Annotated in this window: 21 protein-coding genes; 12 read left to right on the plus strand and 9 right to left on the minus strand. The window is 67.5% G+C overall.

Annotated features, from left to right (window positions below; all coding sequences use genetic code 11):
* Nucleotides 1–77 precede the first annotated feature (77 nt).
* Both C1877_RS08815 and C1877_RS08820 read right to left on the minus strand, forming a co-directional pair.
* Nucleotides 78–1,046, minus strand: a complete 969-nt coding sequence (locus C1877_RS08815) for a trimeric intracellular cation channel family protein (protein ID WP_114568972.1) — start codon at nucleotides 1,044–1,046, stop codon at nucleotides 78–80.
* 6 nt (nucleotides 1,047–1,052) lie between these two features.
* Nucleotides 1,053–2,102 (minus strand): zinc dependent phospholipase C family protein, encoded by a 1,050-nt coding sequence (locus C1877_RS08820; RefSeq protein WP_227155564.1) that lies wholly within the window; start codon nucleotides 2,100–2,102, stop codon nucleotides 1,053–1,055.
* A gap of 169 nt (nucleotides 2,103–2,271) precedes the next feature.
* On the opposite strand from C1877_RS08820, the gene C1877_RS08825 reads away from it, so the two are divergent.
* Nucleotides 2,272–3,498, plus strand: a complete 1,227-nt coding sequence (locus tag C1877_RS08825; protein WP_114568973.1) for an MFS transporter — start codon at nucleotides 2,272–2,274, stop codon at nucleotides 3,496–3,498.
* Nucleotides 3,499–3,764: 266 nt separating this feature from the next.
* Complete coding sequence (locus C1877_RS08830; RefSeq protein WP_015539034.1) at nucleotides 3,765–3,950, plus strand: hypothetical protein; 186 nt, start codon at nucleotides 3,765–3,767, stop codon at nucleotides 3,948–3,950.
* A gap of 182 nt (nucleotides 3,951–4,132) precedes the next feature.
* Here the strand turns inward: C1877_RS08830 and C1877_RS15745 are convergent, their stop codons facing one another.
* On the minus strand, nucleotides 4,133–4,774 hold the full coding sequence (locus C1877_RS15745) for a hypothetical protein (protein ID WP_244909834.1): 642 nt from the start codon (nucleotides 4,772–4,774) through the stop codon (nucleotides 4,133–4,135).
* Nucleotides 4,775–4,925: 151 nt separating this feature from the next.
* Between C1877_RS15745 and C1877_RS15750 the strand changes: the two genes are divergently transcribed.
* The 6 genes from C1877_RS15750 (at nucleotide 4,926) to C1877_RS08860 (ending at nucleotide 11,717) form a co-directional block, all read left to right on the plus strand.
* The gene (locus tag C1877_RS15750; protein WP_244909835.1) at nucleotides 4,926–5,312 is read left to right on the plus strand and encodes a helix-turn-helix domain-containing protein; all 387 of its coding nucleotides are present in this window, start codon (nucleotides 4,926–4,928) and stop codon (nucleotides 5,310–5,312) included.
* Nucleotides 5,313–5,481: 169 nt separating this feature from the next.
* Nucleotides 5,482–6,762 carry an aspartate kinase gene (locus C1877_RS08840; RefSeq protein WP_114568974.1) on the plus strand — a complete coding sequence of 427 codons (1,281 nt, stop codon included), beginning with the start codon at nucleotides 5,482–5,484 and terminating at the stop codon, nucleotides 6,760–6,762.
* Between the two features lie 189 nt (nucleotides 6,763–6,951).
* Nucleotides 6,952–8,007, plus strand: a complete 1,056-nt coding sequence (locus C1877_RS08845) for an aspartate-semialdehyde dehydrogenase (RefSeq protein ID WP_114568975.1) — start codon at nucleotides 6,952–6,954, stop codon at nucleotides 8,005–8,007.
* Between the two features lie 95 nt (nucleotides 8,008–8,102).
* Complete coding sequence (locus tag C1877_RS08850) at nucleotides 8,103–9,467, plus strand: ABC transporter substrate-binding protein (protein WP_244909836.1); 1,365 nt, start codon at nucleotides 8,103–8,105, stop codon at nucleotides 9,465–9,467.
* Nucleotides 9,467–10,576, plus strand: a complete 1,110-nt coding sequence (locus tag C1877_RS08855; RefSeq protein WP_114568976.1) for a PDC sensor domain-containing protein — start codon at nucleotides 9,467–9,469, stop codon at nucleotides 10,574–10,576. The genes C1877_RS08850 and C1877_RS08855 overlap by 1 nt, the downstream gene beginning before the upstream one ends.
* Nucleotides 10,491–11,717, plus strand: coding sequence for a putative bifunctional diguanylate cyclase/phosphodiesterase (locus C1877_RS08860; protein ID WP_181813826.1), 1,227 nt, complete (start codon nucleotides 10,491–10,493; stop codon nucleotides 11,715–11,717). The genes C1877_RS08855 and C1877_RS08860 overlap by 86 nt, the downstream gene beginning before the upstream one ends.
* A 43-nt stretch (nucleotides 11,718–11,760) precedes the next feature.
* Here C1877_RS08860 and C1877_RS08865 read toward each other — a convergent pair whose 3' ends face one another.
* The 3 genes from C1877_RS08865 to C1877_RS15930 form a co-directional block, all read right to left on the minus strand.
* The gene (locus tag C1877_RS08865; RefSeq protein ID WP_015539029.1) at nucleotides 11,761–12,477 is read right to left on the minus strand and encodes a response regulator; all 717 of its coding nucleotides are present in this window, start codon (nucleotides 12,475–12,477) and stop codon (nucleotides 11,761–11,763) included.
* Nucleotides 12,474–15,329: a sensor histidine kinase gene (locus C1877_RS08870; RefSeq protein WP_114568978.1), complete on the minus strand. Its 2,856-nt coding sequence runs from the start codon at nucleotides 15,327–15,329 to the stop codon at nucleotides 12,474–12,476. Before C1877_RS08870 ends, C1877_RS08865 begins: the two co-directional genes overlap by 4 nt.
* A 129-nt stretch (nucleotides 15,330–15,458) precedes the next feature.
* Nucleotides 15,459–15,587 (minus strand): hypothetical protein, encoded by a 129-nt coding sequence (locus tag C1877_RS15930; protein ID WP_261798093.1) that lies wholly within the window; start codon nucleotides 15,585–15,587, stop codon nucleotides 15,459–15,461.
* A gap of 150 nt (nucleotides 15,588–15,737) precedes the next feature.
* Here C1877_RS15930 and C1877_RS08875 point away from each other — a divergent pair, with 150 nt between their 5' ends.
* Both C1877_RS08875 and C1877_RS08880 read left to right on the plus strand, forming a co-directional pair.
* Nucleotides 15,738–16,475 carry a TlyA family RNA methyltransferase gene (locus C1877_RS08875; protein WP_114569067.1) on the plus strand — a complete coding sequence of 246 codons (738 nt, stop codon included), beginning with the start codon at nucleotides 15,738–15,740 and terminating at the stop codon, nucleotides 16,473–16,475.
* 152 nt (nucleotides 16,476–16,627) lie between these two features.
* Entirely contained in the window at nucleotides 16,628–16,993 is a 366-nt protein-coding gene (locus C1877_RS08880) for a YccF domain-containing protein (RefSeq protein ID WP_015539027.1), read from the plus strand.
* Nucleotides 16,994–17,004: 11 nt separating this feature from the next.
* Here the strand turns inward: C1877_RS08880 and C1877_RS16060 are convergent, their stop codons facing one another.
* From C1877_RS16060 to C1877_RS08895, 3 genes are all read right to left on the minus strand, one after another.
* Nucleotides 17,005–17,427: a hypothetical protein gene (locus C1877_RS16060; RefSeq protein WP_147274539.1), complete on the minus strand. Its 423-nt coding sequence runs from the start codon at nucleotides 17,425–17,427 to the stop codon at nucleotides 17,005–17,007.
* An 86-nt stretch (nucleotides 17,428–17,513) separates the two neighbouring features.
* Nucleotides 17,514–18,878: a PFL family protein gene (locus C1877_RS08890; RefSeq protein ID WP_015539026.1), complete on the minus strand. Its 1,365-nt coding sequence runs from the start codon at nucleotides 18,876–18,878 to the stop codon at nucleotides 17,514–17,516.
* A gap of 267 nt (nucleotides 18,879–19,145) precedes the next feature.
* Nucleotides 19,146–20,117, minus strand: coding sequence for a biotin--[acetyl-CoA-carboxylase] ligase (locus C1877_RS08895; protein ID WP_227155549.1), 972 nt, complete (start codon nucleotides 20,115–20,117; stop codon nucleotides 19,146–19,148).
* Between the two features lie 621 nt (nucleotides 20,118–20,738).
* On the opposite strand from C1877_RS08895, the gene C1877_RS08900 reads away from it, so the two are divergent.
* Entirely contained in the window at nucleotides 20,739–21,374 is a 636-nt protein-coding gene (locus C1877_RS08900; protein ID WP_181813829.1) for a TetR/AcrR family transcriptional regulator, read from the plus strand.
* 33 nt (nucleotides 21,375–21,407) lie between these two features.
* Nucleotides 21,408–26,165: a 2-hydroxyacyl-CoA dehydratase gene (locus C1877_RS08905; protein WP_244909837.1), complete on the plus strand. Its 4,758-nt coding sequence runs from the start codon at nucleotides 21,408–21,410 to the stop codon at nucleotides 26,163–26,165.
* Nucleotides 26,166–26,258 lie beyond the last annotated feature (93 nt).

Genomic DNA, 26,258 nt, shown 5'->3' on the forward strand with positions numbered 1-26,258 from the left:
TCTCGCGCTTCGCGCGAGGCGCAGGTCGCTTCGCTCCTGCGCGGAGGCTCCTCGGCTGCCGCTTCCTTCGCCGTCCCTTACGAGCGCGGCTCGAACGGGTCGCGGGGCTCGTCGTCCTCGCCGCCCATGATGCGGCGCAGCTCCTCGCGGTCCACGTGGATGCGGTCGCTCGGGTCGCTGGGCGCGGCGTCGGCCGGGGCGGCCTGCGGGGTTGCGGGCGCGTCGGGCTGCGCGGCCGCCTCGGAGCCGCGCTTCTCCACGGGCGGCAGGGGGGACGTTCCGCCGGGCACGCGCCATAGCCAGCGCAGGCGCTCGTAGGCGCGGCGCCGCTCGCGCTCGCGCTCCACCTTGCCCTTGGGCGGGCGCACGCGCCGCGCCACCGATTTCACCGGGCGGGCCACGGCGCTCGTCACCACGTCCGTGTAGTCCTTGGGCGGCGTGGTCTTCCAGCCGAAGAACAGCGACGCGTAGCGCAGCCCCAGCACGATGGCCACGCAGGCGTAGGGCGCGTACTGGTCCAGCACGTGGTTCTGCGCCATGAGCGCGTACACCGTGGAGCCGATGAGCGCCGCCGAGCCGTACATGGCGCCGGCTTGGAACGCCTCGGGCTCGCGGTTCATGAACACGTCGCGCAGGATGCCGCCGCCCACGGCGGTCACGGTGCCCAGGATGATGGAGGGCACCACGTCGAGCCCGGCCGACAGCCCCTTGCCCACGCTGATCACGGCCCATAGCGCCACCGACAGGTTGTCCAGCAGCGCCACCACCGGGTCCAGGTAGGTGGCCAGCTTGCCGAAGTAGAACACGATGACGCCTGCGCCCGCGCAGGCCAGCAGCAGCTCGGGTTTCTGGAACGCGTAGATGCCGTAGTTCTGCATGAGCAGATCGCGCATGATGCCGCCCGCCAGGCCGGCGGTGAGCGCGATGCACACCACGCCGAAGATGTCGTAGCGCGCCCGCACGGCGCTCATGGCGCCCGACAGGCCGCCTGTCAGCGCGGCGGCCAGCTCCAGCCAGAACGGGATGGTGAGGACGACTTCCAGCATGGTGCGCTAGGCGCCGCTCGGGGCGGGGGAGCTGGCGTCGGAGGCGCCTGCCGGGACGTCGTCGCCGGCGGCACCGTGCCCCGCCGCGGGCGGCGCGCCGTCCTCCACCGACACGAGCGTGGCCACCACGGGCCGGCCCGAGAAGTCCAGCTCGCCGGTCAGGGAGCGGGCGGCCTCCAGGTCGAAGCCGTCGCGTTCGAAGGCGGCGATGTTCTCCTCGGCCCTCTCGAGCGCCTGCCCGTACAGGTCCCAGAAGCTCGCCGTGCTCGCCTCGCCGGTGTACGGGTTCTCCCAGGCCTCGTGGGCGCGGTTGTCGTAGGCGCTCTCGGTGAGCGCCACGGGGCGGTGGCTCATGGACTGGTAGAACGAGTACGGGCGCACCAGCTGCTCGATGCGCCCGAGGGCGGCGCGCTTGGCGCCGGTCTTGGAGTAGAACAGCCGCTGCACGCGGCGGAAGCCGCGCACCGACCGCGCGAACAGGTCGCGCGGGACGATGCGCCCGTACACCGTGAGCGCCACGTAGGAGAACATCTTCGACACCACGCCGAGCACGAAGTCGCTGGCTTGCAGTATCTCGCGCCACGGCTGGAACGTGGCCACCGTCTCGCCGCGCTTCTCGAACAGCACGAGCTCGTCCAGCTCGCTCTCGATGACGGCGTGCACCTCGTGGGCGTCGTCGCGCGAGAGGCCCGGCTCGCCGGCGTCGGTGAGCCGGTACTCGTGGAAGAATACGAGCGGGTGCAGGGTGGAGTCCAGCGTGTAGTGGCACAGGAAGCCGAACGCGTAGGCGCGGCCGACGGGCAGCTCGTCCTCGTCGAGGATGCCGAGCGAATCCTTGAACGCCTTGACGAGCTCGCTCGGCTTCTCGCTGTGCATGACGTTGCCCAGTCGGTTGTGCTCGCGCAGGCGCGGGTCGGTTACCGCGTAGAACAGGGGGTCGGGGCCCTGGTTGCCCAGCAGGAACGCCTCGGCCTCGTCGCGGGTCCCGCCGATATCGCGGAAGAGCCGGTCGTAGACGTCTTGGCCGAAGAAGTCGTGCGTGATGAGTGCGGGCATGGCGCGGTACCCCGTTTCTGACGTGAAATTTACCCGTGTCGCTTAGCGGTATCATATACAATGAGGCGGTGCTTGTTAACCGTCGGTTTCCCAGTTGTGAAGAACGTTTCCGGCTGAACGGCGGTGCGCGAGGCGCGCGGGGGCGCGCGAGACGAGAGGAAGGCGCACCATGGCGCGAGCGAAGTTGACGAGGCAGGAACGCAGCTGGGTTCTGTACGACGTGGGGAACTCGGCCTTCGTGCTGCTGGCCACGGCGCTCATCCCGGTGTACTTCGCCTCCATCGCCGAGGAGGGCTCTTCGGTGGTGGTGGCGTGGGGCTACGCCGAGACGGTGGCCTCGCTTGTGCTGGCGCTGCTCATGCCCGTCCTGGGCAGCCTCGCCGACCTCAAGGGCAACAAGAAGAAGTTCTTCATCGGCACGGTGGGCACCGGCGCCATCGCGCTGGCGGCCCTCGGCATACCCACGGCGGCCATGGCGTTCCTCGTGCTGTACGTGGTCGCATCCATCATGCTGAACGGCTCCATGGTGTTCTACGACGCGTTCCTCGTGGACGCCACCGACGACGAGCGCTACGACGAGGTGTCGTCGCAGGGCTACGCGTGGGGCTGCATCGGCTCGTGCGTGCCGTTCATCGCGTGCCTGGCCGTGGTGCTGGGCGGGCCTTCCATCGGCATCCCCATGGACGTGGGCATGAAGATCGCGTTTTTGATCACGGCCGTGTGGTGGGTGGCGTTCAGCATCCCGCTCATCCGCGACGTGCACCAGACCCACTACAAGGAGCGTGCCGAGCACCTGATCCGCGACACGTTCGGCGGCCTGTGGAAGACGGTGAAGCGCATCTTCAAGGACAAGCGGCTGCGCTACTTCATGCTGGCGTTCTTCTGCTATATCGATGGCGTGCATACCATCATCAAGATGTCCACCAGCTATGGCACCGACCTGGGGATCGACGCGACGCAGCTCGTGCTGGCGCTGCTGGTGACGCAGTTCGTGGCGTTCCCGTCGGCCATCGCCTACGGGCGCCTGTCCACGAGGTTCGGCACGAAGCGCATGCTGCCCGTGGCCGTGTTCGCGTACTTCTGCATCACGCTGTTCGCGGCGTTCTTCCTGCGCGAGGCGCTTGAGTTCTGGATCCTCGCCATCTGCGTGGGGCTGTTCCAAGGCGGCATCCAGGCGCTGTCGCGCAGCGAGTTCGGCAAGCTCATCCCCAAGGAGCACGCCAACGAGTACTACGGTTTCTTCGACATCTTCGGCAAGTACGCCGCCGTCATGGGCACGTTCCTGGTCAGCGTGTTCACGCAGCTCACCGGCAACTCGTCCATGGGCGTGCTGTCCATCGCCGTGCTGCTCGTGGTGGGCTTCGTGCTTTTGTGGCGGATGCCGGAACGGGAATAGGGCGCGGGAAGGGGCACGCCGGTAGGCAGGGTGCGGGCGCGCTGTCGCCCGGCAGGGACGGGGCGCAGCTGCCGCCGGTCGGCAGTGTCGGGACGCGCCTGTCGTCAGTCGGCGGGTTCCGATGCCGTCAACCGGGAAGCGGGGGCTTCCCTTGTTTTGTTCAGTAGCACAAAACGGGGGCTTGCGATTGTCTCGCTTGTCCAAAAGCGGGCAGGGGCGTGCAGGATATCCTCTTGGTACGAGAATTCGACCGAGAGGAGCATCCCATGTTGGAGAAGTTGGACGAGCAGGCCACGTCGGCCCTGCTCTCGCTGGATTCCGGTGACTTGGCGTACTGCCTGAAGCTGACGAAGCGCTTCGAGCAAATGGGCGTAAGCCCCCAGCATGCCAGCAACGCACTCTGCACGCTGGTGGAAAACGGCAACCTGGAGGACCTTTACCAGGCTGGATAGGCAATGCTTTCCCCGGTTAAGCGCAGGTCGGCCTGTAGAATGCCGGCCAGCAACGGTGCCCGCTGGCGCAGGGGCGGCGCGCGGTCCCGCTGCCGTCGGGGTGCCTCGCCCCGCCCGTAGGACGGCGCACCCCGACGGCAGCGACGCATTTGGTGTAGTATGGGCCCATCGTCGAGAGGGGTTCAGGTGTGATAACCGTTGCAGACATCATCGCGTTGCCGGCGTTCGAGCGCATTGAGCTGGCGGCTCCGTGCGCGGGAGCAGGTGCGCGCGAGGTGCGCAACGTGGGTATCCTTGATCTCGCACCCGACGAGCAGGCGTATGCCGATTACCTGCCAGGCGAGTTCATCGCGTCGAACCTCGGTTTCGCGCGCGACGACGCGGCGCTTGCCGAGGCATCGCTCTTGGCGCTCATAAGGAGAAACGTGGCGGCGGTGGCCGTGAAGAACGTGTACCACCCTCATTTGAGCGAAGCGGTGCGCTCGGCCAGCACGGCGCTGGGCGTGCCGCTGTACCTCTACGAAGGCGCCTACCACGAGGTGCTGGCCTATCAAGCGCTCGACCTCATTCGCCGCGACGGCGAGGAGTCGGACAAGGGGCGCATGGTGGATGCGCTTCTGGCAGCTCATGACAGCCAGGGCACCCGCACGAGGCTCTACCAGCTCACCGGGGCCATGGGCGCCACGCTGCAGTGCCTCGCCGTGGCGCCGCGAAATGCCGACGAGTGCTCGCTGTACGCTGCGCTCGATGCGCTTGCGGGGGTGCTGCGCGCGTTCAAGGCCGATTGGGCCAGCGTGGACACGGTGTTCGCCTGCCGCTACCACGACCTCCTGCTCGCATTCGTGTCCTATGCGCAGCCTCCCGCCTCCGTCCGCGCGGCCTCCGAGGCCGACTTGGTGGCGCGCATACAGCGCATCGGTCCTCTGCGGCTCGGGGTGGGGGGAGGAGGGCCCGCTGTCGGACGGCGACCTGAGCGTGCGCGAGGCCCTGGCTGCGCTCAAGACCGCGCGCACCGAGGGCGACGCCGTGGCGTGCTGGGCCGACCTGCACCACGACGCCTTCCGTGCCGCGGCGGCCGCCAGCCGCCTGTTCGGCCGCACCGCCGCCTTTCATCGCGCCCTGCTGGAAGAATACGATGCGGAAAACGACGCCGAACTGGCCCCTACTGCCGAAGCCCTCGCCCGCGCCTACGGCGACGTGCGCGCAGCCGCCGAGGCGCTGCACCAGCATCCCAACACTGTGCGCTACCGCCTGCGCAGGGCGAAGGCGGTGCTCGGCATGCCCGACGCCCCGGACCGCGAGTTCGCCTTCCTGCTGGGCCTCGTCTTCCTCGACCGCACGAATCCGCTGCTCGGGAGCTGACGTCCGGCGTGTCGAGGCGGGAGCGAGCGGAGGCCCGCCGAGTCGCCGTCGCCGCGCCCGTTTCGCTTTCCCCGTGAAAAAACGCCTGCTCGCGGGTGTTCGGCGCGCGTGGGGGCCGGCTCTTTGGTATAGTGGAGAGCCAACTGGGCCAATGACGAGAAAGAACGCCATGTCGCTAATCGTAGCAAAATTCGGGGGAACCTCCGTTGCCTCGCCCGAGCGCATCCAGATGGTGGCGAAGAAGGTCATCGCGAAGAAACAGGCCGGCCACGACGTGGTGGCCGTGGTGTCCGCCATGGGCAAGACCACCGACGAGCTGGTGGGCCTCGCCCGCGCGCTGAACCAGGACCCGCCCGCCCGCGAGATGGACCGGCTGCTGTCCACCGGCGAGCAGGTGTCCATGACGCTTCTGGCCATGGCCATCGAGGCGCGCGGTTACAAGTCCATGAGCTTCACGGGTCGTCAGGCCGGCATCGAGACGGACGGCATGCATGCGAAGGCCAAGATCGTGAAGGTGCACAACGAGCGCATCATGGAGGCCATCGCCGCCGGCGCCATCCCCGTGGTGGCCGGCTTCCAGGGCATCGACGCGAACGGGGACATCACCACGCTCGGCCGCGGCGGCTCCGACACGACGGCCGTGGCCGTGGCCTGGGGCATCGGCGCGGATGTGTGCGAGATCTACTCAGACGTGGACGGCGTGTACACGGCCGACCCGCGCGTGTGCCCGCGCGCCAAGAAGCTCGACGCCGTGTCCTACGACGACATGCTGGAGCTGTCCGGCTCGGGCGCGGGTGTGCTGCAGATGCGCGCCGTGGAGTTCGCGCGCAAGTACGACGTGGTCATCCATTCCCGCTCGGCGTTCTCCGAGGCCGAGGGCACCTATATCAAGGAGGAAACCGACATGATGGAAGAAGCCGTCATCACCGGCATCGCGCACGACACGTCCGAGGTGAAGGTGACCATCCGCGGCGTGCCCGACATGACGGGCGTGGCGGCGAAGGTGTTCAGCGCGCTGGCGGGCAACAACGTGCGCGTGGACATGATCATCCAGAACATCTCCGAGGACGGCTTCACGGATATCAGCTTCACGTGCGCCGGCGCCGACCTGGCCCTCGCGCGCGAGACCATCGAGCGTATCCTGCCCGACATCAACGCCCGCGAGTTCGACGTGGACGCCGACATCGCCAAGGTGAGCCTCGTGGGCACGGGCATGAAGTCGTCGCCCGGCGTGGCGGCGCGCGCGTTCACGACGCTGGGGGAGAACCAGATCAACATCCTGGCCATCTCCACGTCGCCCATCCGCCTGTCCGTGGTGGTGGACGGCTCGCAGGCCGTCGAGGCCGTGCGCTGCCTGCATACCGCATTCGACCTGGACAGCGACAGCGTGTTCGAGGAGACGCAGCTCTCCGCCGAGGAGATCGCCGCGAAGATGAACAAGGGACGTTAAGGTTCCGCCGTTCTGCCGAACGGCGGAACGGCTCGACGCTGCGAGGGGCCGGTGCACGCCGCCTTCGCGCGATCCCGGAGGCTCGCGTACCCAAGGTACGCTTCGCCTCCGCGATCCCACGAATTCGGCGCACCCCGGCCCCTCTCGCTGACTGACTAACGCCAACCTGGGGAAAGGGAGAAACGACCTATGACATGGACGAAGGAGATGCCGGCTCATCCGGTGGTGGCCATTGCGGGCGCCACGGGGGCGGTGGGCAGCGAGTTCCTGAAGGTGCTGCACGACGTGGACTTCCCGGCGAGCGAGGTGCGGGCGCTCGCATCGGCGCGCTCGGCGGGCAGGAAGCTGCCCTTCGCGGGCTGCGGGCAGGTGCCGGCGGGCGAGCTCGTGGTGCAGGAGATGACGCCCGAGTCGTTCGAGGGCGTGGACATCGCGCTCTTCAGCTGCGGCGCGAGCGTGTCGAAGGAGCTGCGCGCGGCCGTGACGGCTGCCGGCGCGGTGATGATCGACAACTCCAGCGCGTTCCGCATGGACGAGGACGTGCCGCTGGTGGTGCCCGAGGTGAACCCGGACGACGTGGCCTGGCACAACGGCGTGATCGCGAACCCGAACTGCTCCACCATCCAGATGGTGGTGGCGCTGAAGCCGCTCTACGACCTGTCGCCCATCACGCGCGTGGTGGTGTCCACCTACCAGGCGGCCAGCGGCGGCGGCGCGCCGGCCATGGCCGAGCTCTACGACCAGACCAAGGAGTTCTTGGACGGCAAGGCCGATGACGAGCTCACGGTGAGCGCGTTCCAGCACCGCATCGCGTTCAACTGCATCCCGCACATCGACGTGTTCCTTGACGACGATTCCACGAAGGAAGAGTGGAAGATGGTCGTGGAGACGAAGAAGATCATGGGCGACCAGGGCATCAAGGTGGCCGCCACCTGCGTGCGCGTGCCCGTGCTGCGCTGCCACGCCGAATCGGTGAACGTGGAGTTCGCCGGCGACGTGAGCGTGGAGGCCGCGCGCGCCGCGCTTGCGGCGACCGACGGCATCACGGTCATGGACGACTGCGCCACGAACACCTACCCCATGCCGGGCCTTCTCGCCGGCACGGACGACACCTACGTCGGCCGCCTGCGCAAGGACGACACGGTGGAGCACGGCCTGGCCCTGTGGGTGGTTGCCGACCAGATCCGCAAGGGTGCGGCGCTCAACGCCGTCCAGATTGCGCAGCTCTTGGTTCCGACGGCCTAAGGGTTCCGTCGGCCTGACGGCCGGCGGAACTTGCCGGCGCAGCCGCCGAAGGCAGCGCTTGAGGAGGGGGCGGCTCTTGGACGAAGGACGGGGTTTTGGAAGACGGGCAGCGCATGCATGAGGAAGCTCGCGTTTCCGACGGGGCGTGCGTCCGCGTGCCCTTGGCATCGCGCGCCCTCACGCGCCGCGGCTTCTTGGCGGCATCGGCGCTCGGCTTGGCGGCCGCGCTCGCGCCGTCCCTTCCCGGCTGCTCCACCAGCAAGAACGTTGTCGTGGACACCACGGGCGACGAGGCGGTCGACACGCGGCTCACGTTCTTCGGCTTCAAGTACGAGTCCATCAACGTGGTGGCCATCGAGGATATCCTGCGGGCGTACATGGACGAGCACCCGAACGTCTCGGTGTCCTACGAGGGTATCAAGAGCCTGCCGTACTACGAGGCGCTGGTCAAGCGTCTCGATTCGGGCAATGGCGACGACGTGTTCATGATCGACCACGACACGGCCCTGTCGTTCGAGAAGAAGGGCTATCTGGCCGATTTGGCCGACCTGCCCACCATCTCCACGTTCAGCAGGCTCGCGCTGGACCAGATGGAGGCGGGCGGTGCCATCCTGTACGTGCCCACGTCCATCTCGGCGTTCGGCTTGTACTGCAACACCGATCTGCTGGCCGCACACGGCATCGAGGCGCCGCGCACGCTGGCGGAGTTCGAGCGCGCCTGCGACGCGTTCCTTGCCGACGGCGTCACGCCGCTCGTTACGAACAACGACATCTCGCTCAAGACGCTCGCCATCGCACGGGGCATGGCGGAGGTGTACGCCGCCGACAACGTGCGCGAGCGCGTTGCCGCCCTGAGCGCCGATCCCGATGCGTTGGCCGTCCAGCTGCGCCCCGGCTTGGAGCTGGTGGAGCGCATCGTGGAGCGCGGCTACGTGGACGCTGGCACGGCCCTGGATACGGAGAAGACCTCTGACGACCTGGACCAGTTCGCCACTGGCCGCTACCCGTTCATGCTCACGGGCGCCTGGGCCTCGGTGCGCGTGCACGACATGGCGCCGGACCTGGCGTACGAGGTGCACCCCTATCCGGTCCTCGAAGACCGGCCCGTGCTCGTGGTCAACGTCGACACGCGGGTAAGCGTGAACGCGAACAGCGCCCATGTCGAAGAGGCCAAGGAGTTCGCGGCCTTCCTCACCCAGCCGTCCGCCATCGAGCGCTTCGCGAACAGCCAGTGCTCGTTCAGCCCGCTGGAGGGCAACGCCGCCCCCGACGACGCCCCGCTGCAGCCGCTGGCCGGCGCGTTCGCTGCGGGCGCGGTCGTGGGCGCGGACGACAACATCCTCCTGCCCGTCTGGGGCGCGCTGCGTCAGAGCGTGGTTTCCCTGCTCGGGGGCGCGACGGCCGCCCAAGCCGAGGACCAGCTGCGCAGCCTGCTGGCCGAGGGGGCGGATGCATCCTGATGAAGTCGCGGAAGACGCTCATCTCGATCCTCGTGACGCTGGTCTCCGTGGCCGTGATCGCCGGCACGGTGCTGTTCGCGCGTTTCGTGCAGGATTCGCTGTGGGAGAAGTCCGTGACCGACGTGCTGGAGGTGACGGAGCAGGGCCAGCATGCCCTGGACACGTACTTCGGGAAAGATCTCGACACGCTCGACCTGTTCGCATCGGAGCTGTCGCTGCAGCATCCCGACGACGAGGCGCGTATGGCGGAGAAGCTGGCGCTGTTCGGCGCGGGCAACGACGGCACGGTGTACGTGTGCGCGAATCTCGTCACGGGCGCCGTGTACCGTACAGACAACGACAGCGCGGCGAACCTCACTGCCGAGCAGCTCGTCCTTGCGGAGACGGCTGGCGAGAGAGGGGTCATGGAGCCGTTTCTGGACGAGCGCACGGGCAGCAACATGATCGGCGTCTACGAGCGCTTCGCGTTCTCCGACGGCACGCCGGGCATCGTGCGCAAAGCCCGGCCGCTCAACGACATGGAGGCGCGGTTCTCTCTGTCGTTCTACAACGGCAGCGGCTTCTCATACGTTGTGAACACCGAAGGCGACGTGGTCATGCGCTCGCAGCACCGCAACAGCAACCGCACGTTCTCGAACATCTACGACATCGTGGGCTACGAGGGCAACGACGAGGCGGACGTCGAGTCGTTCCGGGCCGCGCTCGAGCAGAACGCGCGTGGCGTGGCGCTGTTCTCGTACCATGGAGACGACTACGTGTTCTGTTACACGCCGCTCGCCGGCACGGACGGCTGGGATGTGGTGTCCATCATTCCCAACGACGTGGTTATGGAGCAGGCGAACGCCATCATCAACGCCACGTTGCTGCTGTGCCTCGTCATCATCGCGGGTTTGGGCATCGTGCTGGCGGTGTACTGGCGGGGCAGCCGCGCACATCGGCGCGAGATCGAGCGTATGGCGTTCTACGACGACCTGACCGGGCTGTACAGTGCCGCCAAGTTTGCGCTCGAGGGCGATGAGCGGCTTGCGGAGCTCGGCCGCGGCGGCTCGGGCGGCGGTGTGCGTCGACATCGACAACTTCAAGCTCATCAACGACGTCGACGGCTATGAGCGCGGCGACGAGGTGCTGCGGGAACTCGCCGCCATCCTGTGCGACGAGGCGGGCAGGGACGGCATTGCGGCGCGCCTTTCGGCCGACAACTTCCTATTGCTGCTTCCGTACGCGCGCTGCGAGGAAGCGCTGGACGCGTGCAGGCGCGTGGCCGAGCGCGCGCGGGGCATCGTGGGCAACGGCAAGCCGCTCTCGCTGCACATCGGCCTGTGCTGTTCGGAGGACGCGCCCGATGCGCGCGACGTCAACGAGCTCATGGACCGCGCGCGCATCGCCCAGAACGAGTCGCGCAAGCGCGGCATCACGCCATGCGCCTACAGCAAGCCCATGCGCGACGCCCTGCTGCGCCGAGCCGATTTGGAGCGGTCGATGGAAGGGGCGCTCGCGCAGGGCGAGTTCTTCCACCTCGTGCAGCCGAAGTACGACGTGGCGGGCACGTGCGTGCTGGGCGGCGAGGCGCTCGTGCGCTGGAGGCGTCCCGACGAGGGCATCGTGGGACCCGACGAGTTCATCCCGCTGTTCGAGCAGAACGGGTTCATCCTGCGGCTCGACGAGTTCGTGTTCGAGAGCGTGTGCCGCGACCTGCGCGCCCGCCTGGACGCCGGGCTGCCCGTGGTGCCCATCTCGGTGAACGTGTCGCGGCTGCATCTGCATCGGCCCGATTTCCTGCCCACCTACGTGCGCATCAAGGACGAGTACGGCATTCCCGACGGGCTGTGCGAGCTGGAGCTCACGGAGAGCATCGTCATAGAGGACCTGCACGGCGTGTTCGGCATCATGGAGGGCATGCGCCGCGCTGGCTTCCGCTGCGCCATCGACGATTTCGGCTCGGGGCAATCGTCGCTCAACGTGCTGAAGGACCTGCCCGCCGACGTGCTGAAGCTCGACCGCGAGTTCCTGCTGGAGAGCTCGCTTCCCGGCACGGAGGAGACGGTGGTGCGCTTCGTCATCACCATGGCTCGGGAGCTGCGCATGGAAACCGTCATGGAGGGCGTGGAGACGCCCAAGCAGCTGGCGTTCCTCCGCACGACCGAGTGCGACATGGTGCAGGGCTTCGTGTTCTCACGCCCCGTGCCGCCCGAGGAGTTCTACCGGCTGCTGGAAACGGGGGCGCCGGACGAGGGCGCGTTCCGAGACTGACCGCCGACAAGCTCCTCCCTGTGCTTCGACAGGTGAAAGGTGCTCACTTCCGCAGCATGCGGTAGCCGATGCCCACGTGGGTCTGGAGGTAGGCGGGGTGGGCCGGGTCGCGCTCGATCTTCTTGCGCAGGGTGGCCATGAACACGCGCAGCGACGGCAGGTCGCTGGCCAGGGCGTTCCCCCACACCTCTTTGAGGATGGCGTTGTGCGTGAGCACCTTGCCGGTGTTGCGGGCCAGAAGCGCCAGCAGCTTGTACTCGATGGGGGTGAGGTGCACTTCCTCGCCGGCCAGGGTCACGGTGCGGGCCGCGTAGTCGATGCGCAGGTCGCCGTTCTCGTAGACGGGGCCGTCGCGGTCGGTGCCGGAATCGGCCGCCAGGCGCCGCGTGGCCACGCGCAGGCGCGCCAGCAGCTCCTCCACCGAGAACGGCTTGATGAGGTAGTCGTCGGCGCCGGCATCCAGCGCGGCCACCTTGTCGGCGTCCTCGGTGCGCGCGGACACCACGATGATAGGGGTGTGCGACCACGTGCGCACCTGGCGGATGAGGTCGATGCCGTCGGCATCGGGCAGCCCCAGGTCCAGGATGATGACATCGGGGTTCTTCGTGGTGGCCTCCAGCAGCGCGGCCCCTCCCGTGCCGGCTTCGAGCAGGCGGTAGCCCTGCACCTTGAGTGCCGTGGCGATAAGGCTCTTCACGGCGTTGTCATCCTCCACGATGAGGACGGTGAAGGCGCCGTGGCCCTCGGCTGCGTCGGTCATGCGCCCCCTCCTTCGTCGTATGCTCCTGCGGCGACGGCTGCCGCCCGCTGCTCGGCCTCTGCATGGTCCGCCTCGTATTCTACCGCAGGAAGCGTGAACGTGATGACGGTGCCCGGCCGGTCGGGGGAGGTGCGCTCCTTTTCGGGGAGCGCGTCCACGGCGATGGTGCCGCCGTGGATCTCCACGATGGACTTGCACAGCGCGAGCCCCAGGCCCATGCCGCGCCGCGCGTCGCTGCCCACGTTCTTCCCCTTGTAGAACATCGTGAATATCTCGGTGCGGTCGGCCGGCGCGATACCGGGTCCGTCGTCGGCGACGGATACCGCCACGAGCCCCATGGAGCCAGGCTGCTGCCCGCGTTCCGCGCGCCGGGCGGACACGGTGATGCGCGAGCCTTCCGGCGTGTACGTCACCGCGTTGTTCACCAGGTTGATGATGACCTGCATGATAAGGCGCCCGTCCATCTGGGCCATGAGCAGCGGATCGTCCACCTCCACGCGCACATCGTGCAGCGCGGCCTTGCGGTTCAGGTGGTGGAACGCCTCGCGTATCACGTCCTCCACGAGCTCCGGCTCGGTCTTGAGCGTCATGGTGCCGTTGTCCAGCCGGGTGACCACCAGCAGGTTCTCCACGAGGTTCACCAGCCACAGCGCGTCCTCGTAGATGTCGGTGTAGATGGCGCGCTTCTTGTCGTCCGTGAGCACGTCGGCGCTCGACAGCAGGATAGACGCGTCGCCGGATATGCTGGTGAGCGGCGTGCGCAGGTCATGCGAGATGCTGCGCAGCAGGTTCGCGCGCAGGCTCTCCTGCTCGGCTTTCAGGCGGATGCGATGCGCGTCCTCTGCCGACCGCTCGCGCTCCACGGCCTGGCCGCATTCGTCCAGCATGACCAGCAGCAGGTTCTTCTCGAACGCGTCCAGGTCCTCGTCGGCCAGCACGATGCCGGCCACGCCCACCACGGTATCCTTGCCGCGTATGGGCAGGTAGAGGCAGCGTGTGTTCATGAGCGTGCCCGTTCCCTTGCCGGCGCGCTTGTTGTTGCCGGCCACCCAGGCGGCCACGGCGCGCTCGTCGTCGCCCACGAGCGACGTCATGGTCACGTCCTCGTCGGGGTTGCCCGAGGCGAAGGGGATGGGGTCGAGCAGCCGGCCGCTGGGAGATACCTGGTAGATGACCACGGTGGTGCGCAGCAGCTTGATGACCTGCTCGGCCGTGGTGGACAGGATGCTGTCCACGCCGTTCGCCTCCTGCAGGCGATGCTCGGTTTCCAGCAGCACCTCGGTGCGGTAGGCCTTGCGGGCGTTCATCTGCGCCTCGTGGCGCATGCGGATGGTCAGCGACGACACCACCATGGACGTGACGAACAGGAACGCGAACGTGAACGGGTAGTTCAGCCCGTATGCCGTCAGTGTGAAGCGCGGCATTTGGAAGAAGTAGTTGAACAGGACCACGGCAAGCGGCGAGACCAAGATGCTGTAGAAGAAGCTGTCGGCCTTGAGCGAGCCAAGCAGCACCGCCATCAGGTAGACGGCAAGGACCGTGCTGCTGGCGAGCCCTGCCTCGTGCAGCAGGAGCCCGAGCGTCGTGGCGCCTACGAGAGCCAGGAAGGCGGCGGCGAAGTCGGTGCGCGTGGGCTTGAAGCGCGCGGTCAGGGGCCGGCTGGACGTGGGACGGGCCTCGTGCCGGTCGGCGATGACCACGACGTCGGCCGTGCAGGACAGCTTCGCCAAACGGCTTCCCACGGACTCGCGCGGGGGCAGGAAGGGCAGCGTGCGCTTGCGGCTGTTCTCGGACGAGCCGATGACGATTTTCGAGATGGTGCCCGAGAGCGCGTACTGGGCTATCTGGAGCGCCAGGTCGTCGCCGTAGACGGTCACCACATGCGCCCCCAGCTCCTCGGCCAGCTCCACGTTCGCGTGCAGCGCGCGGGCGTCTTCCTTGGAGGGCTTCTGATCGTCGACGGGCTCCACTACCAGCGCCGTGAGCGTGCCGTGGTAGGCGGCGGCCAGGCGCGCCGCGGCGCGGATGACGGTGGCATTGCCGGCGGAAGGGCTCACGTGCACGAGCACGTCGTCGCCGGCGTCGCCCGCAGCGCGCCCCAGGCCGCGCTCGAGGTTGCGGTTCAGGCGGTCGGCCGTGCGGCGCAGGGCCAGCTCGCGCAGGTAGGCGAGGTTCTTCTTGGAGAAGAAGTTCGCGAGCGCCGTCTCGGCGCGCTCGGCGCCGTAGATCTTGCCGCCCTCCAGACGCTCCACGAGGTCGTCGGGATCAAGGTCCACCAGCTCCACCGACGAGGCGTAGTCGAAGATGCGGTCGGGGATGCGCTCCTGCACCACCACCTCGGTGGTGGCGGACACCTTGTCGTTCAGGCTTTCCAGGTGCTGCACGTTCACGGTGGTGAAAACGTCGATGCCCGCGTGCAGCAGCTCTTCCACGTCGCGGTAGCGTTTGGCGTGGCGGCTGCCGGGGGCGTTCGTGTGGGCCAGCTCGTCCACGAGGATGAGGCCGGGCTTGCGCGCGAGGGCCGCGTCCACGTCGAACTCGCGCAGCGTGATGCCCTTGTACGGGATCTCGCGTACGGGCAGCTGCTCCAGGCCGTCCAGCAGCGCGAGCGTGTCGGGGCGCGTATGGGGCTCGATGTAGCCCACCACCACGTCGCGGCCGTGCTCCTTCGCCGCGTGGGCCGCCTCGAGCATGGCGTAGGTCTTGCCCACGCCGGCCGCGTAGCCGAAGAATATCTTGAGGCGGCCGCGCCGCTCGTTATCGCCGCGCGCGCAGGCGCCCGCGTCTGCTGCGATGGCCCGCAGCAGGTTGTCGGGGTTGGGCCGGATCGGCTCTGTCGAAGATGTCTCCATAGCGGGCCCATCATACGCCTGCGCCCATGAGCGCGGCGTTAAGGTCATGGTTCTGGCATTAAGAAAGCATGAAGATCGTGCGGTAGCGCGCTGCGGGCGGCGCGCTGCTCCGCTGCAGGGCGCCGCCCGCTACCAGGGAAGCCTGATGCGACAGGCGCGGCCGGCACGCTCGACCAGCAGCAGGAACGAGACGAACGCTCCCGCTCCCGCAAGCGCTGCAATGCCCAGCAGCGCGAAGAGCAGGTCCAATGCCGACATGGCGAACTCCTTTCCCCGGTGCGCCTCTCAAGCTTAGCCAAGGGCGCGTTAAGACGCGCTGAAGAAGCCGGCGCCAGCGGTTAAGATCGCGTTAAGGCGCGCTGCGCGGCAGTGCGCGACGGGGCTGCCGCATGCGCTATACTGGTGCCCATGAAGAAGACGAGACTCGATACGCTGCTTGTTGAGCAGGGCTATTTTCCCGATGCGGATGCCGCGCTGCGCGCCGTGCTGGCGCACGAGGTGAAGGTGGACGACGTGTACGCCACGAGCGCCGCCCTGAAGGTGGCGCCCGATGCCGAGATCAGGGTGCGCGGGCGGCGTCGGTTCGTGTCGCGGGGCGGGCACAAGCTGCAGGGCGCGCTCGACGCGTACGGGCAGGACGTGTCCGGCCTGCGCTGCATCGACATAGGCTCGTCCACCGGCGGCTTCACCGACTGCCTGCTGCAGGCCGGGGCGGCCAGCGTGGCCTGCGTCGACGTGAACTACGGCCAGCTGGCGTGGCGGCTTCGGCAGGATGGGCGCGTGGCCGTGTTCGAGCGCACGAACATCAAGCTGGCCGACCCCGCCGCGCTCGGTGCGCCGTTCGACGTGCTCGTGGCCGACTTGAGCTTCATCGGCCTGGCGCAGCTCGCGCCCGTGTTCGCGCGACTCTCCCGGGAGGGAAGCGTGTTCCTGGGGCTGGTGAAGCCGCAGTTCGAGTCGCGCCCCGGCGAGGCGGAGGGCGGCGTGGTGCGCGACGAGACCGTGCGCGGGCGCGTGGTCGAGGAGGTGCGCGCGGCCCTCGAGGACGCGGGCTTCCGCACGACCGGCGTAGTGGAGTCGCCCATCACCGGCCCCGAGGGCAACGTGGAGTACCTTGTGCGCGCCGTGTACGGGGAAAGCGCCTGACCGGCGCACCCCGCACCCCGCACCCCGCACCCCGCACCCCGCACCCCGCACCCCGCACCTCTCGTGTTCATTGCTTATGATGCGGTAACGGTTTCCCCTTCGGGCGCCTTGGTGTGCCATACTCGCTGGGCGACAGGGGGAAAGGACGAGACATGAGCGTTATCGGCAACATACTGTGGTTCATCTTCGCGGGGCTTTGGCAGGGCGTGAGCTGGGTTCTCGTCGGCGCGCTGTGGTGCATCACCATCGTGGGCATCCCGGTGGGCACGCAGTGCTTCAAGATGGCCGGCCTCGCGTTCTTCCCGTTCGGCAAGGAGGTCGAGTACGGCGGCGGAGCCGGCTCCGCCATCCTCAACGTGCTCTGGTTCATATTCGGCGGCGTCTTCCTTGCCCTCGAGGCCCTGCTCAACGGCGTACTGTTGTGCATCACCGTCATCGGCATCCCCTTCGGCCTCCAGTGCTTCAAGCAGGCGAAGCTCGCGCTGCTGCCCTTCGGCGCCGTCGTCCGCGGGAAGTAGGAGCCCTTCCCCTATAAAAAATCACCGATATCTTCTTTCTGCTCACCAGCGGTCCTGAAAGAATAGCGGTTGAGGATGCGAAGCTGGCTCTGCGCCGTTTGAGAAAGCACGTCCATATATGCTCGCTCAACGAAGCCGACGTTGATGCTGTGCTCGATTCGACTTGGGGCGATTTCGAGGATGCGTGCGTATGTCAATCTGCCCTCAAGCTGAAGGCAGATGCCATCGTCACGCGCAATCAGAAAGACTTCGAGAAATCGTCCATCAGGGTATTCGATTGCGAGGAGTTCTTTGATCACCTTGCGGAGGATAAGGGCCTTGCCTACGAAGAGATAGCGTTTTAACGAGACTTGGTCTTGGCTGCTGGTCAAAAGAGCTGCCGCATCGTATTCCGAGGAAGCGATGCGAGGCGCTCCGCCCGGGGCGTCGAACAAGTTGCAATCGAGTGTGCGATAGAGCGGGATGAATAACGGAGGCGGCCCATGGCCGCCTCCGAGAGATAGCGCGCGGTGGCTCGCCCCTAGTTCTTCAGCGAGTTGAGCGGGGCGGGCATGCGGCCGCCGCGGTGGGCGAACACGCTGCCGGCATATTGGTTGACCGGCATGACCGGCGCGTAGCCCAAAAGGCCGCCGAAGTCGAGGCGGTCGCCCACGGTCTTGCCGATGGCGGGGATGAGGCGCACGGCGGTGGTCTTGCAGTTGATCATGCCGATGGCGCACTCGTCGGCGATGATGCCGAAGATGGTCTCCACGGACGTGTCGCCCGGCACGGCTATCATGTCGAGGCCCACCGAGCACACGCAGGTCATGGCCTCAAGCTTTTCGAGCGACAGCGCGCCGTCCTCGGCCGCGCGGATCATGCCGGCGTCCTCGGACACGGGGATGAACGCGCCGGACAGGCCGCCGACGCTCGAAGAGGCCATGACGCCGCCCTTCTTCACCGCGTCGTTGAGCATGGCGAGCGCCGCCGTGGTGCCGGGGCCGCCGCACTGGCCCACGCCGATAGCCTCCAGGATCTCGGCCACCGAGTCGCCCTCGGCGGGCGTCGGTGCGAGCGACAGGTCCAAAATGCCCTGCTGCACGCCCAGGCGCTTGCTGGCCTCGCGGGCCATGAGCTCGCCGGCGCGCGTGATCTTGAACGCGGTGGCCTTGATGGCCTCGGCCACGCTCGTGAGGTCGGCGTCCTTGGGCAGGTCGGCCAGCACGGCGCGTACCACGCCGGGGCCCGACACGCCCACGTTCACCACGGCGTCGGCCTCGCCCGAGCCGTGGAACGCGCCGGCCATGAAGGGGTTGTCCTCCACGGCGTTGCAGAACACCACGAGCTTGCCCGCGCCGATGCACTGGCGGTCGGCCGTGGCCTCGGCCGTGGCCTTCACGATGCCGGCCATCTTGAGCACGGCGTCCATGTTGATGCCGGCGCGCGTGGAGCCCACGTTCACGCTCGAGCACACGTTGTCGGTGACGGAGAGCGCGTGCGGGATGGAGTCCATGAGCTTGTGGTCGGCGGCCGACGCGCCCTTGTGCACGAGCGCGGAGAAGCCGCCCACGAAGTCGACGCCCACCTCCTTGCCGGCGCGGTCCATGGCCACGGCGATGGGGGTGAGGTCGGCCGCGTCGGTGGCGGCGCAGATCTCGGCGATGGGCGTGACGGAGATGCGCTTGTTCACGATGGGGATGCCGTACTCGCGCTCCAGCTGCTCGGCCGTGGGCACGAGCTGCTCGGCGGCCGTGGTCATGCGGTCGTACACCTTGCGCGCCATGACGTCGATGTCGGCGTCCGTGCAACCTCGCAGGTTCAGCCCCAGCGTGATGGTGCGGATATCGAGGTGCTGCTTGCTCACCATGGCAAGCGTTTCGGCGATTTCGGCAGGCGTGATCTGCATGGCCCCGTCTTTCTCTCTGGCGTGCTCGGAATGCGTGCCGAACCAGTCTAGCAAACCGCGCGTGCGGCGGCGGCACCGTTCGTTCGATTCCGAGGTTTCTTCTCACGAGGAATGCGAAAAAAAGAACGGATGTTTCACGTGAAACATCGCGGCGAGATCGCAGGAGCCGGTGATGGGACGGCGAAGGCGCAACAGGTGCGCGACGGGCTTGACGCGAGAGGGAAGGCGGGCGCAGATGCGAAAAGAGGAAGGCCGGGCGGAAGGAGGCTAGGCGGGGCCGGTGCTCACCTCGCCGTGGGGCAGTTCGCGGCGCGTCTTGTCGGGCAGCTCCACCACCAGCTTGAAGTCCTCGGTCAGGTCGACGGCCCGGGCGCGCACGCGCGAGCCGTTGCGCGTCACGACGATGGGCTGACCCAGCAGGAAGCACCGGCGGCGGTACTCGTCGTAGAACGAGCGGTCGGGCAGGTTCTCGTAAAGGCTCCAGAAGCGCGCCAGCATCTCGGCGGCCAGCCGGCTGCGCAGCACGCCGACGGCCTCGTCGCACACGGCGCCGGCCACGTCGGCTATCTCGCTGGGGAAGCCGGTGGCGGGCACCCGCACGTTCACGCCCATGCCGAGCACGGCGTGCTCGAAACGCCCCGATTCCATGTCAACCACGCCCTCGGTGAGGATGCCCGCCACCTTGCGGCCCCGGCAGAAGATATCGTTCACCCACTTGATGAGGGCCTCCTCGCCGGTGACGGCCTCGATGGCCTGCGCACAGGATACGGCGGCCGCGCAGGTGAGGTACTGCGCGGCGTCGGCCTGCAGCCGAGGGCGCAACACCACGCTCAAGTACACGCCCGCGCCAGCGGGGGAGTAGAACGTTTTGCCCAGCCGCCCCCGTCCGGCGGTCTGCTCCTCGGCCACCACGACCGCGCCCTCGGGTGCGCCCTCGAGCGCCCGGCGCCGCGCCTCGGCGTTCGTGGAGTCCACGCGCTTGCGCACCGTTATGCCGAACGGGTGCCCGTCGGGGAGGAACCGCTCGATGCTGGCCGGCGACAGCAGGTCGTTCTCCTGCGCCAGGCGATACCCCCGGTTCGTGGCGGCATCGATGACGTACCCTTCCGCCCGCAGCGCCTCCACGGCCTTCCACACTGCGTTGCGGGTCACTCCCAGCTCCTCTGCCAGCCGCGCTCCCGACACCTGCCGGTCCCGTTGGTCCTCCAGCATCCGCAGCACTTGATCCTTGGTCCCCATCGCGCGCCTCCCTCGTCCGTCGACCTTCCATCCTAGGGGAGCGGTTCCCTCACTGTCAACGTACATGATAAGGAAAGGTGACAATCGAGTTCGCGTGCGGCCTCGCTTCGATGAGATAGCGATCGAAAATTTGAGCGGTCAGACGCCTGGTAATGAAAACAACCAAAAATAGAACGAATGTTTCACGTGAAACAACGAAGGAAGTGGAGAACGGCAGCAGGCGGGAGGTCGTCGGCAGGTCAGGAGATCGCCGGCAGCAGGCGGGAAGTCGTCGGCAGGGCGGGCGCTTGCGCTCCTTGCAATGAAAAATTCGCGCAAGGATTCCGTATGCGCTTTTGCGAAATGCGGTTGGGGTTTCCGGTTGCGGTCGGGTTTGGGTGGGGAAAGTCCGGGAATCGGGGAGTGGCGTTGAAATTCTGCGGTTATCCTCGTACAATAGGCGTTATTGAACAAGTTGTCTATTATTGGTCGAAATGTTCAAAAGCGTATAATTTGCCTGTTCGACCAGTGTGTATCGGTTGGAACGAAGGGGGTCGCATGACGACGGCTGTTGCGGGGAAAATGGCGCGGGGTGCCGCGGAAGCTGCGTTGCCGGTTGTGGTCGCATCCGCCCCTGCCGCGATGGAGTCGGGCGAGGGCGCCCGCTCCGCTCCCCCATGCTGCGAGGATCGTCGCATCACGCGTTCGAAGCGCGCCCTGCGCGACGCGCTCATCGAGCTCATGGAGGAACGCGGCTTCGACGGCTTCACGGTGAACGACCTGTGCGTCCGGGCTGACTTGAACCGCGGGACGTTCTACAACCATTACCACGACAAGGAGGCGCTGCTCGCCGCGTTCGAGGGCGAGATCATGCACGACCTGGAGCGCTTCCAGGCGCAGATGCAGGAGCTGACGATGCCCTACCTGTGGGCGCACAAGGCGAAGAAGCGCCCGCTGCCCTTCCTCGTGGAGCTGTTCGACTACCTGCGCGAGCAGGGCGATTTCCTCCACGCGGTGCTCGGCCCCGGCGGCGACGTGCGCTTCGGCCCGCGCCTGCGCGACTCCGTCTGCATGAACCTCGTGCAGTCCATTCTGCACGAGCGCTACCGCAACGACCCCGCGCCGTTCGTCGGCTACTACGTGGCGTTCTTCGCGTCGGCGTACCTGGGCGTGATCGAGCGATGGATAGAGGCGGGCATGCAGGAGAGCTCGGAGGAGATGGCGTTGATCGCCATGCGACTGTTCTTCATCAAGCCGGGCGAATCGATCAAACTGTAGCGCCTCGAAGCGCATGCCGAGGAGGCGGACTCTATGAAGGAACCTACGAAGGAGAGCGTCATGGCGAACGAGTCCATGAACACCAACGAGAAGCAGGCAGGGTGCGCGGAGGCCCGGGCGGAAGCCGGCCAGGGGCCGGCAGGCGGCGTCGGCGCTGAAGGCGGACCGGCTGCGGAGCCGGCCCCCCTGCATATCGGCATCGACGTGGGCTCCACCACGGTCAAGCTGGCCATCCTCGACATGGCGAACGACGTGAAGTTCTCCGTCTACCGCCGCCACCATGCCGACGTGCGCGCCACCATCGTGGAGGTGCTCTCGGAGGCCGCGGCCGACTTCGGCGACAAGCGCATGACCATCGCCATCACGGGCTCGGGCGGCTTGCTTCTCGCCCAGTGGCTGGGCATCGAGTTCGTGCAGGAGGTCATCGCCAGCAAGACGGCGGTCGAGACCTTCATCCCCGCAACCGACGTGGCCATCGAGCTGGGCGGCGAGGACGCGAAGATCATCTACTTCGACCAGGGTATCGAGCAGCGCATGAACGGCACGTGCGCCGGCGGCACGGGCGCGTTCATCGACCAGATGGCCGCGCTCCTGAACACCGATGCAGGCGGCCTGAACGTGCTGGCGCAGGGCGCGACCACGCTCTATCCCATCGCCAGCCGCTGCGGCGTGTTCGCGAAGACCGACGTGCAGCCCCTCATCAACGAGGGCGCGCGCAAGGAGGACATCGCGGCGTCCATCTTCCAATCAGTAGTGACGCAGACCATCAGCGGCCTGGCGTGCGGCCGCCCCATCCGCGGCCACGTGGCGTTCCTCGGCGGCCCCTTGCAGTACCTCCCCGAGCTGCGCAAGCGCTTCTACGAGACGCTCGAGCTGGACGACGAGCACATCATCGTGCCCGACAACGCCCATCTGTTCGTGGCCAGCGGCTGCGCCATCGCGGGCGCGGCCAGCGAGACGACGCGCGCCGAGCTCCTGGGCGACGTGCTCGAGCGCCTGAAGAACCTCGGCGACATCCAGGGCTCCGAGGTGGTGCGCCTGCCCCCGTTGTTCGCCAACGAGGACGAGCTCGCGCAGTTCAAAGCCCGCCACGACGGCGAACGCGTGCGCCGCGGCGAGCTCATGGACTACGAGGGCACGGCCTACCTGGGCATCGACGCCGGCTCCACCACGTTCAAGGCGGCGCTCATCGGCGAGGACGGCGCGCTTCTGTGGTCGCACTATGCCAGCAACAAGGGCGACGTGCTGGGCTGCGCCCGCACGGCGCTCACGAACCTGTACAACGCCATGCCGGTGAACGCCGACACCGGCGAGCCGCTCGTGCGCATCGGCCACGCCACGGTGACGGGTTACGGCGAGCACCTGCTGCTTGAGGCGCTGCGCGTGGACTCCGGCGAGATCGAGACGGTGGCCCACCTGCGCGGCGCGCAGGAGATGCTGCCGGGCGTGGAGTTCATCCTGGACATCGGCGGCCAGGACATGAAGTGCCTGCGCGTGAAGGACGGCGTGATCGACCACATCATGCTCAACGAGGCGTGCAGCTCGGGCTGCGGCAGCTTCATCGAGAGCTTCGCCACGGGGCTCAAGCTCGACGTGGCCGAGTTCGCGCAGACGGCCGTGAGCGCCGAGCGCCCCGTCGACCTGGGAAGCCGCTGCACCGTGTTCATGAACAGCCGCGTGAAGCAGGCGCAGAAGGAAGGCGCCACCGTGGGCGACATCGCCGCGGGCCTGGCCATCTCCGTCATCAAGAACGCGCTGTTCAAGGTCATCAAGATCCGCGACCCGCACGACGTGGGAACGAAGGTCATCGTGCAGGGCGGCACGTTCCTGAACGACGCCGTGCTGCGCGCGTTCGAGCAGCTGTCCGAGGTCAACGCCGTGCGCCCCGACATCGCCGGCAACATGGGCGCGTTCGGCGCAGCCCTCTTGGCGCGCGACCGCTACCATGCGACCGTGGCGCTCGAGGCCCGCAGGGCCGAGGCCGGCGCCGCGTGGAGCTCCGACAGCGAGGAGCTGGACACATCAGTCCCGATCAGGTCAACCCTCCTCTCCCTCGAGCAGCTGGCGGCCCTCTCCCCAACGCACAAGACCGTGCGCTGCAAGGCGTGCGAGAACCACTGCCTGCTCACCGTCAACGACTTCGGCGTGGACGAGGCCACGGGCAAACACCGTCGCTTCATCACGGGAAACCGCTGCGAGAAGGGCGCGGGCACGTTCGACGAGAGCAAGGCCGCGGTGCCGAACCTCTACGAGTACAAGAGCCAGCGCCTGTTCGGCTACGAGCCGCTTGCGCCCAGCGCCGCCCCGCGCGGCAGCGTGGGCATCCCGCGCGCGCTCAACCAGTACGAGAACTACCCGTTCTGGTTCACGTTCTTCACGAACCTCGGCTTCCGCGTGGTGCTGTCCGACCCGTCCACGAAGAAGACGTACGAGGCGGGCATCGAGTCCATGCCGTCCGAGAGCGTGTGCTATCCGGCGAAGCTCTCGCACGGCCACATCATGAACCTGCTGGACAAGCATCCCGACTTCATCTGGTTCCCGTGCAGCAAGTGGGAGCGCCAGGAGGACGAGGGCGCGGGCAACCACTTCAACTGCCCCATCGTGGCCAGCTACCCCGAGGCGCTGCGCCTCAACATCGACGAGCTGCGCACCTCCGACGTGCAGCTGCTCACGCCGTGGCTGCCCTACGACCAGAAGGAGCACCTCAAGAAGCGTCTGTTCGTGGAGCTGGTGGAGGCGCATCCCGAGCTCATGGGCAAGGCGGGCGCGCCCACGCAGGCCGAAATCGACGCCGCCGTGGACGCGGCGTGGGCCGAGGACGAGGCGTTCAAGCGCGACATCCGCGCGAAGGGCGAGGAGACGCTCGCCTGGATGGAGGCCACGGGCACGCACGGTATCGTGCTGGCCGGCCGCCCCTACCACAACGACCCGGAGATCAACCACGCCATTCCCGAGCTTCTGACCAGCTTCGGACTGGCGGTGCTCACCGAGGACTCCATCGCGCACCTCGGCACGCTCGAGCGCCCCATCCGCCTCGTGGACCAGTGGATGTACCATACGCGTCTGTACGCGGCGGCGAAGGTGGCCACCGAGCGGCGCGACCTCGACCTCGTGCAGCTGAACAGCTTCGGCTGCGGCCTCGACGCGCTCACCACCGACCAGGTGCAGGAGATCCTCGAGCGCGCGGGCAAGGTGTACACCGTGCTCAAGATCGACGAGGTGTCCAACCTGGGCGCGGCGCGCATCCGCGTGCGCTCGCTCTTGGCGGCGCTCAAGGACCAGGCCGACGAGCAGGCCGACGCCGAGCGCATGCCGCGCGGCTGCCCGGCCGCGAGCTTCGACCCCGAGAAGCTCGCCGCCACGCCCGAGACGTTCACCCAGAAGGCGGCGCCCGAGGTCATCGAGCGCTTCAAGCAGCGCGAGGGCGCCACCACCGAGTTCCCGCGCGCGGTGTTCACCGAGGAGATGAAGGAGGCCGGCTACACCATCCTGTGCCCGCAGATGGCGCCCATCCACTTCGAGCTGCTGGTGAAGGTCTTCCACCGCAACGGCTACAACCTGGAGCTTCTGCCGTCGGTGGACCACGGCGCGGTGGATGCGGGCCTCAAGTACGTGAACAACGACATCTGCTACCCGTCCATCCTGGTCACGGGCCAGATTATGGAGGCCGTGATGAGCGGCCGTTACGACACCGACAAGCTGGCCGTCATCATCACGCAGACGGGCGGCGGCTGCCGCGCCACCAACTACATCTCGCTCATCCGCAAGGCGCTCGCGGCCGTGGGCCTGCCGCATATCCCCGTGATCGCGCTGTCGTTCAAGGACCTCGGCGAGAGCAACCCGGGCTTCAAGGTGACGCCGAGCATGCTCCTGCAGGCCGCGTACTCCATCTTCTACGGCGACCTGCTCATGATGGCGCTGTACCGTACGCGTCCCTACGAGGCGGAGCCGGGCAGCGCGAACCGCCTGTTCGACCACTGGATGGGCGCGTGCCAGGACCAGCTCATGCGCGGGCTCAAGCGCCGCGAGTTCAAGGACACGGTGCGCCGCATCGTGGAGGACTTCGACACGTTGCCGCTGGTCGGCGAGGGCACGAAGCCGCGCGTGGGCGTGGTGGGCGAGATCCTGGTGAAGTTCCATCCCACGGCGAACAACCAGATCGTGGACGTCATCGAGCGCGAGGGCTGCGAGGCCGTGGTGCCCGGGCTTGCGGAGTTCTTCCTGTTCGGCATTGCGGGCGGCATCTTCCAGAAAGACCCGCTCGGGCGTTCGGCGAAGGGCGCGGTGGGCAGCCGTATTGGAATCTGGGCTATCGGGAAGCTGCGCGCCCCCGTCACGAAGGCGCTGACGGCCTCGAGCCGCTTCGAGCCGCCGGCCGACATCTACGAGCTGGCCGGGTACGCGAGCGAGATCCTGTCGCTGTGCAACTCGATGGGCGAGGGCTGGCTGCTCACGGCCGAGATGGTGGAGCTTGTGCGCACAGGCGCGCCGAACGTGGTGTGCACGCAGCCGTTCGCGTGCCTGCCGAACCACGTGGTGGGCAAGGCCGTCATCAAGGAGCTGCGCCGCCGCTACCCCGAGAGCAACATCGTGGCCGTTGACTACGATCCGGGTGCCTCGGAGGTGAACCAGCTCAACCGCATCAAGCTGATGATCAGCGTGGCGAAGGCGAACCTGGCCGAGAAGGAGGCCGAGGCGAAGGAGGCGCGCGACCGGTTCGTGGACGCGGCCCGCCCGCATGCAACCCAAGAGGACGCCGGCGAGCTGGAGATCGAGACCGAGAAAGCGTAACACCGACGGGCCTCCGCCGAAACGCGGCGGCCCGTTCGCCGAATTCGGGGGGGGGGGCTTCATGCATCCAATCCTGTATACTCGGGAGAAAGG

Source organism: Gordonibacter pamelaeae (assembly GCF_003340385.1).
Lineage (GTDB): Bacteria > Actinomycetota > Coriobacteriia > Coriobacteriales > Eggerthellaceae > Gordonibacter > Gordonibacter pamelaeae.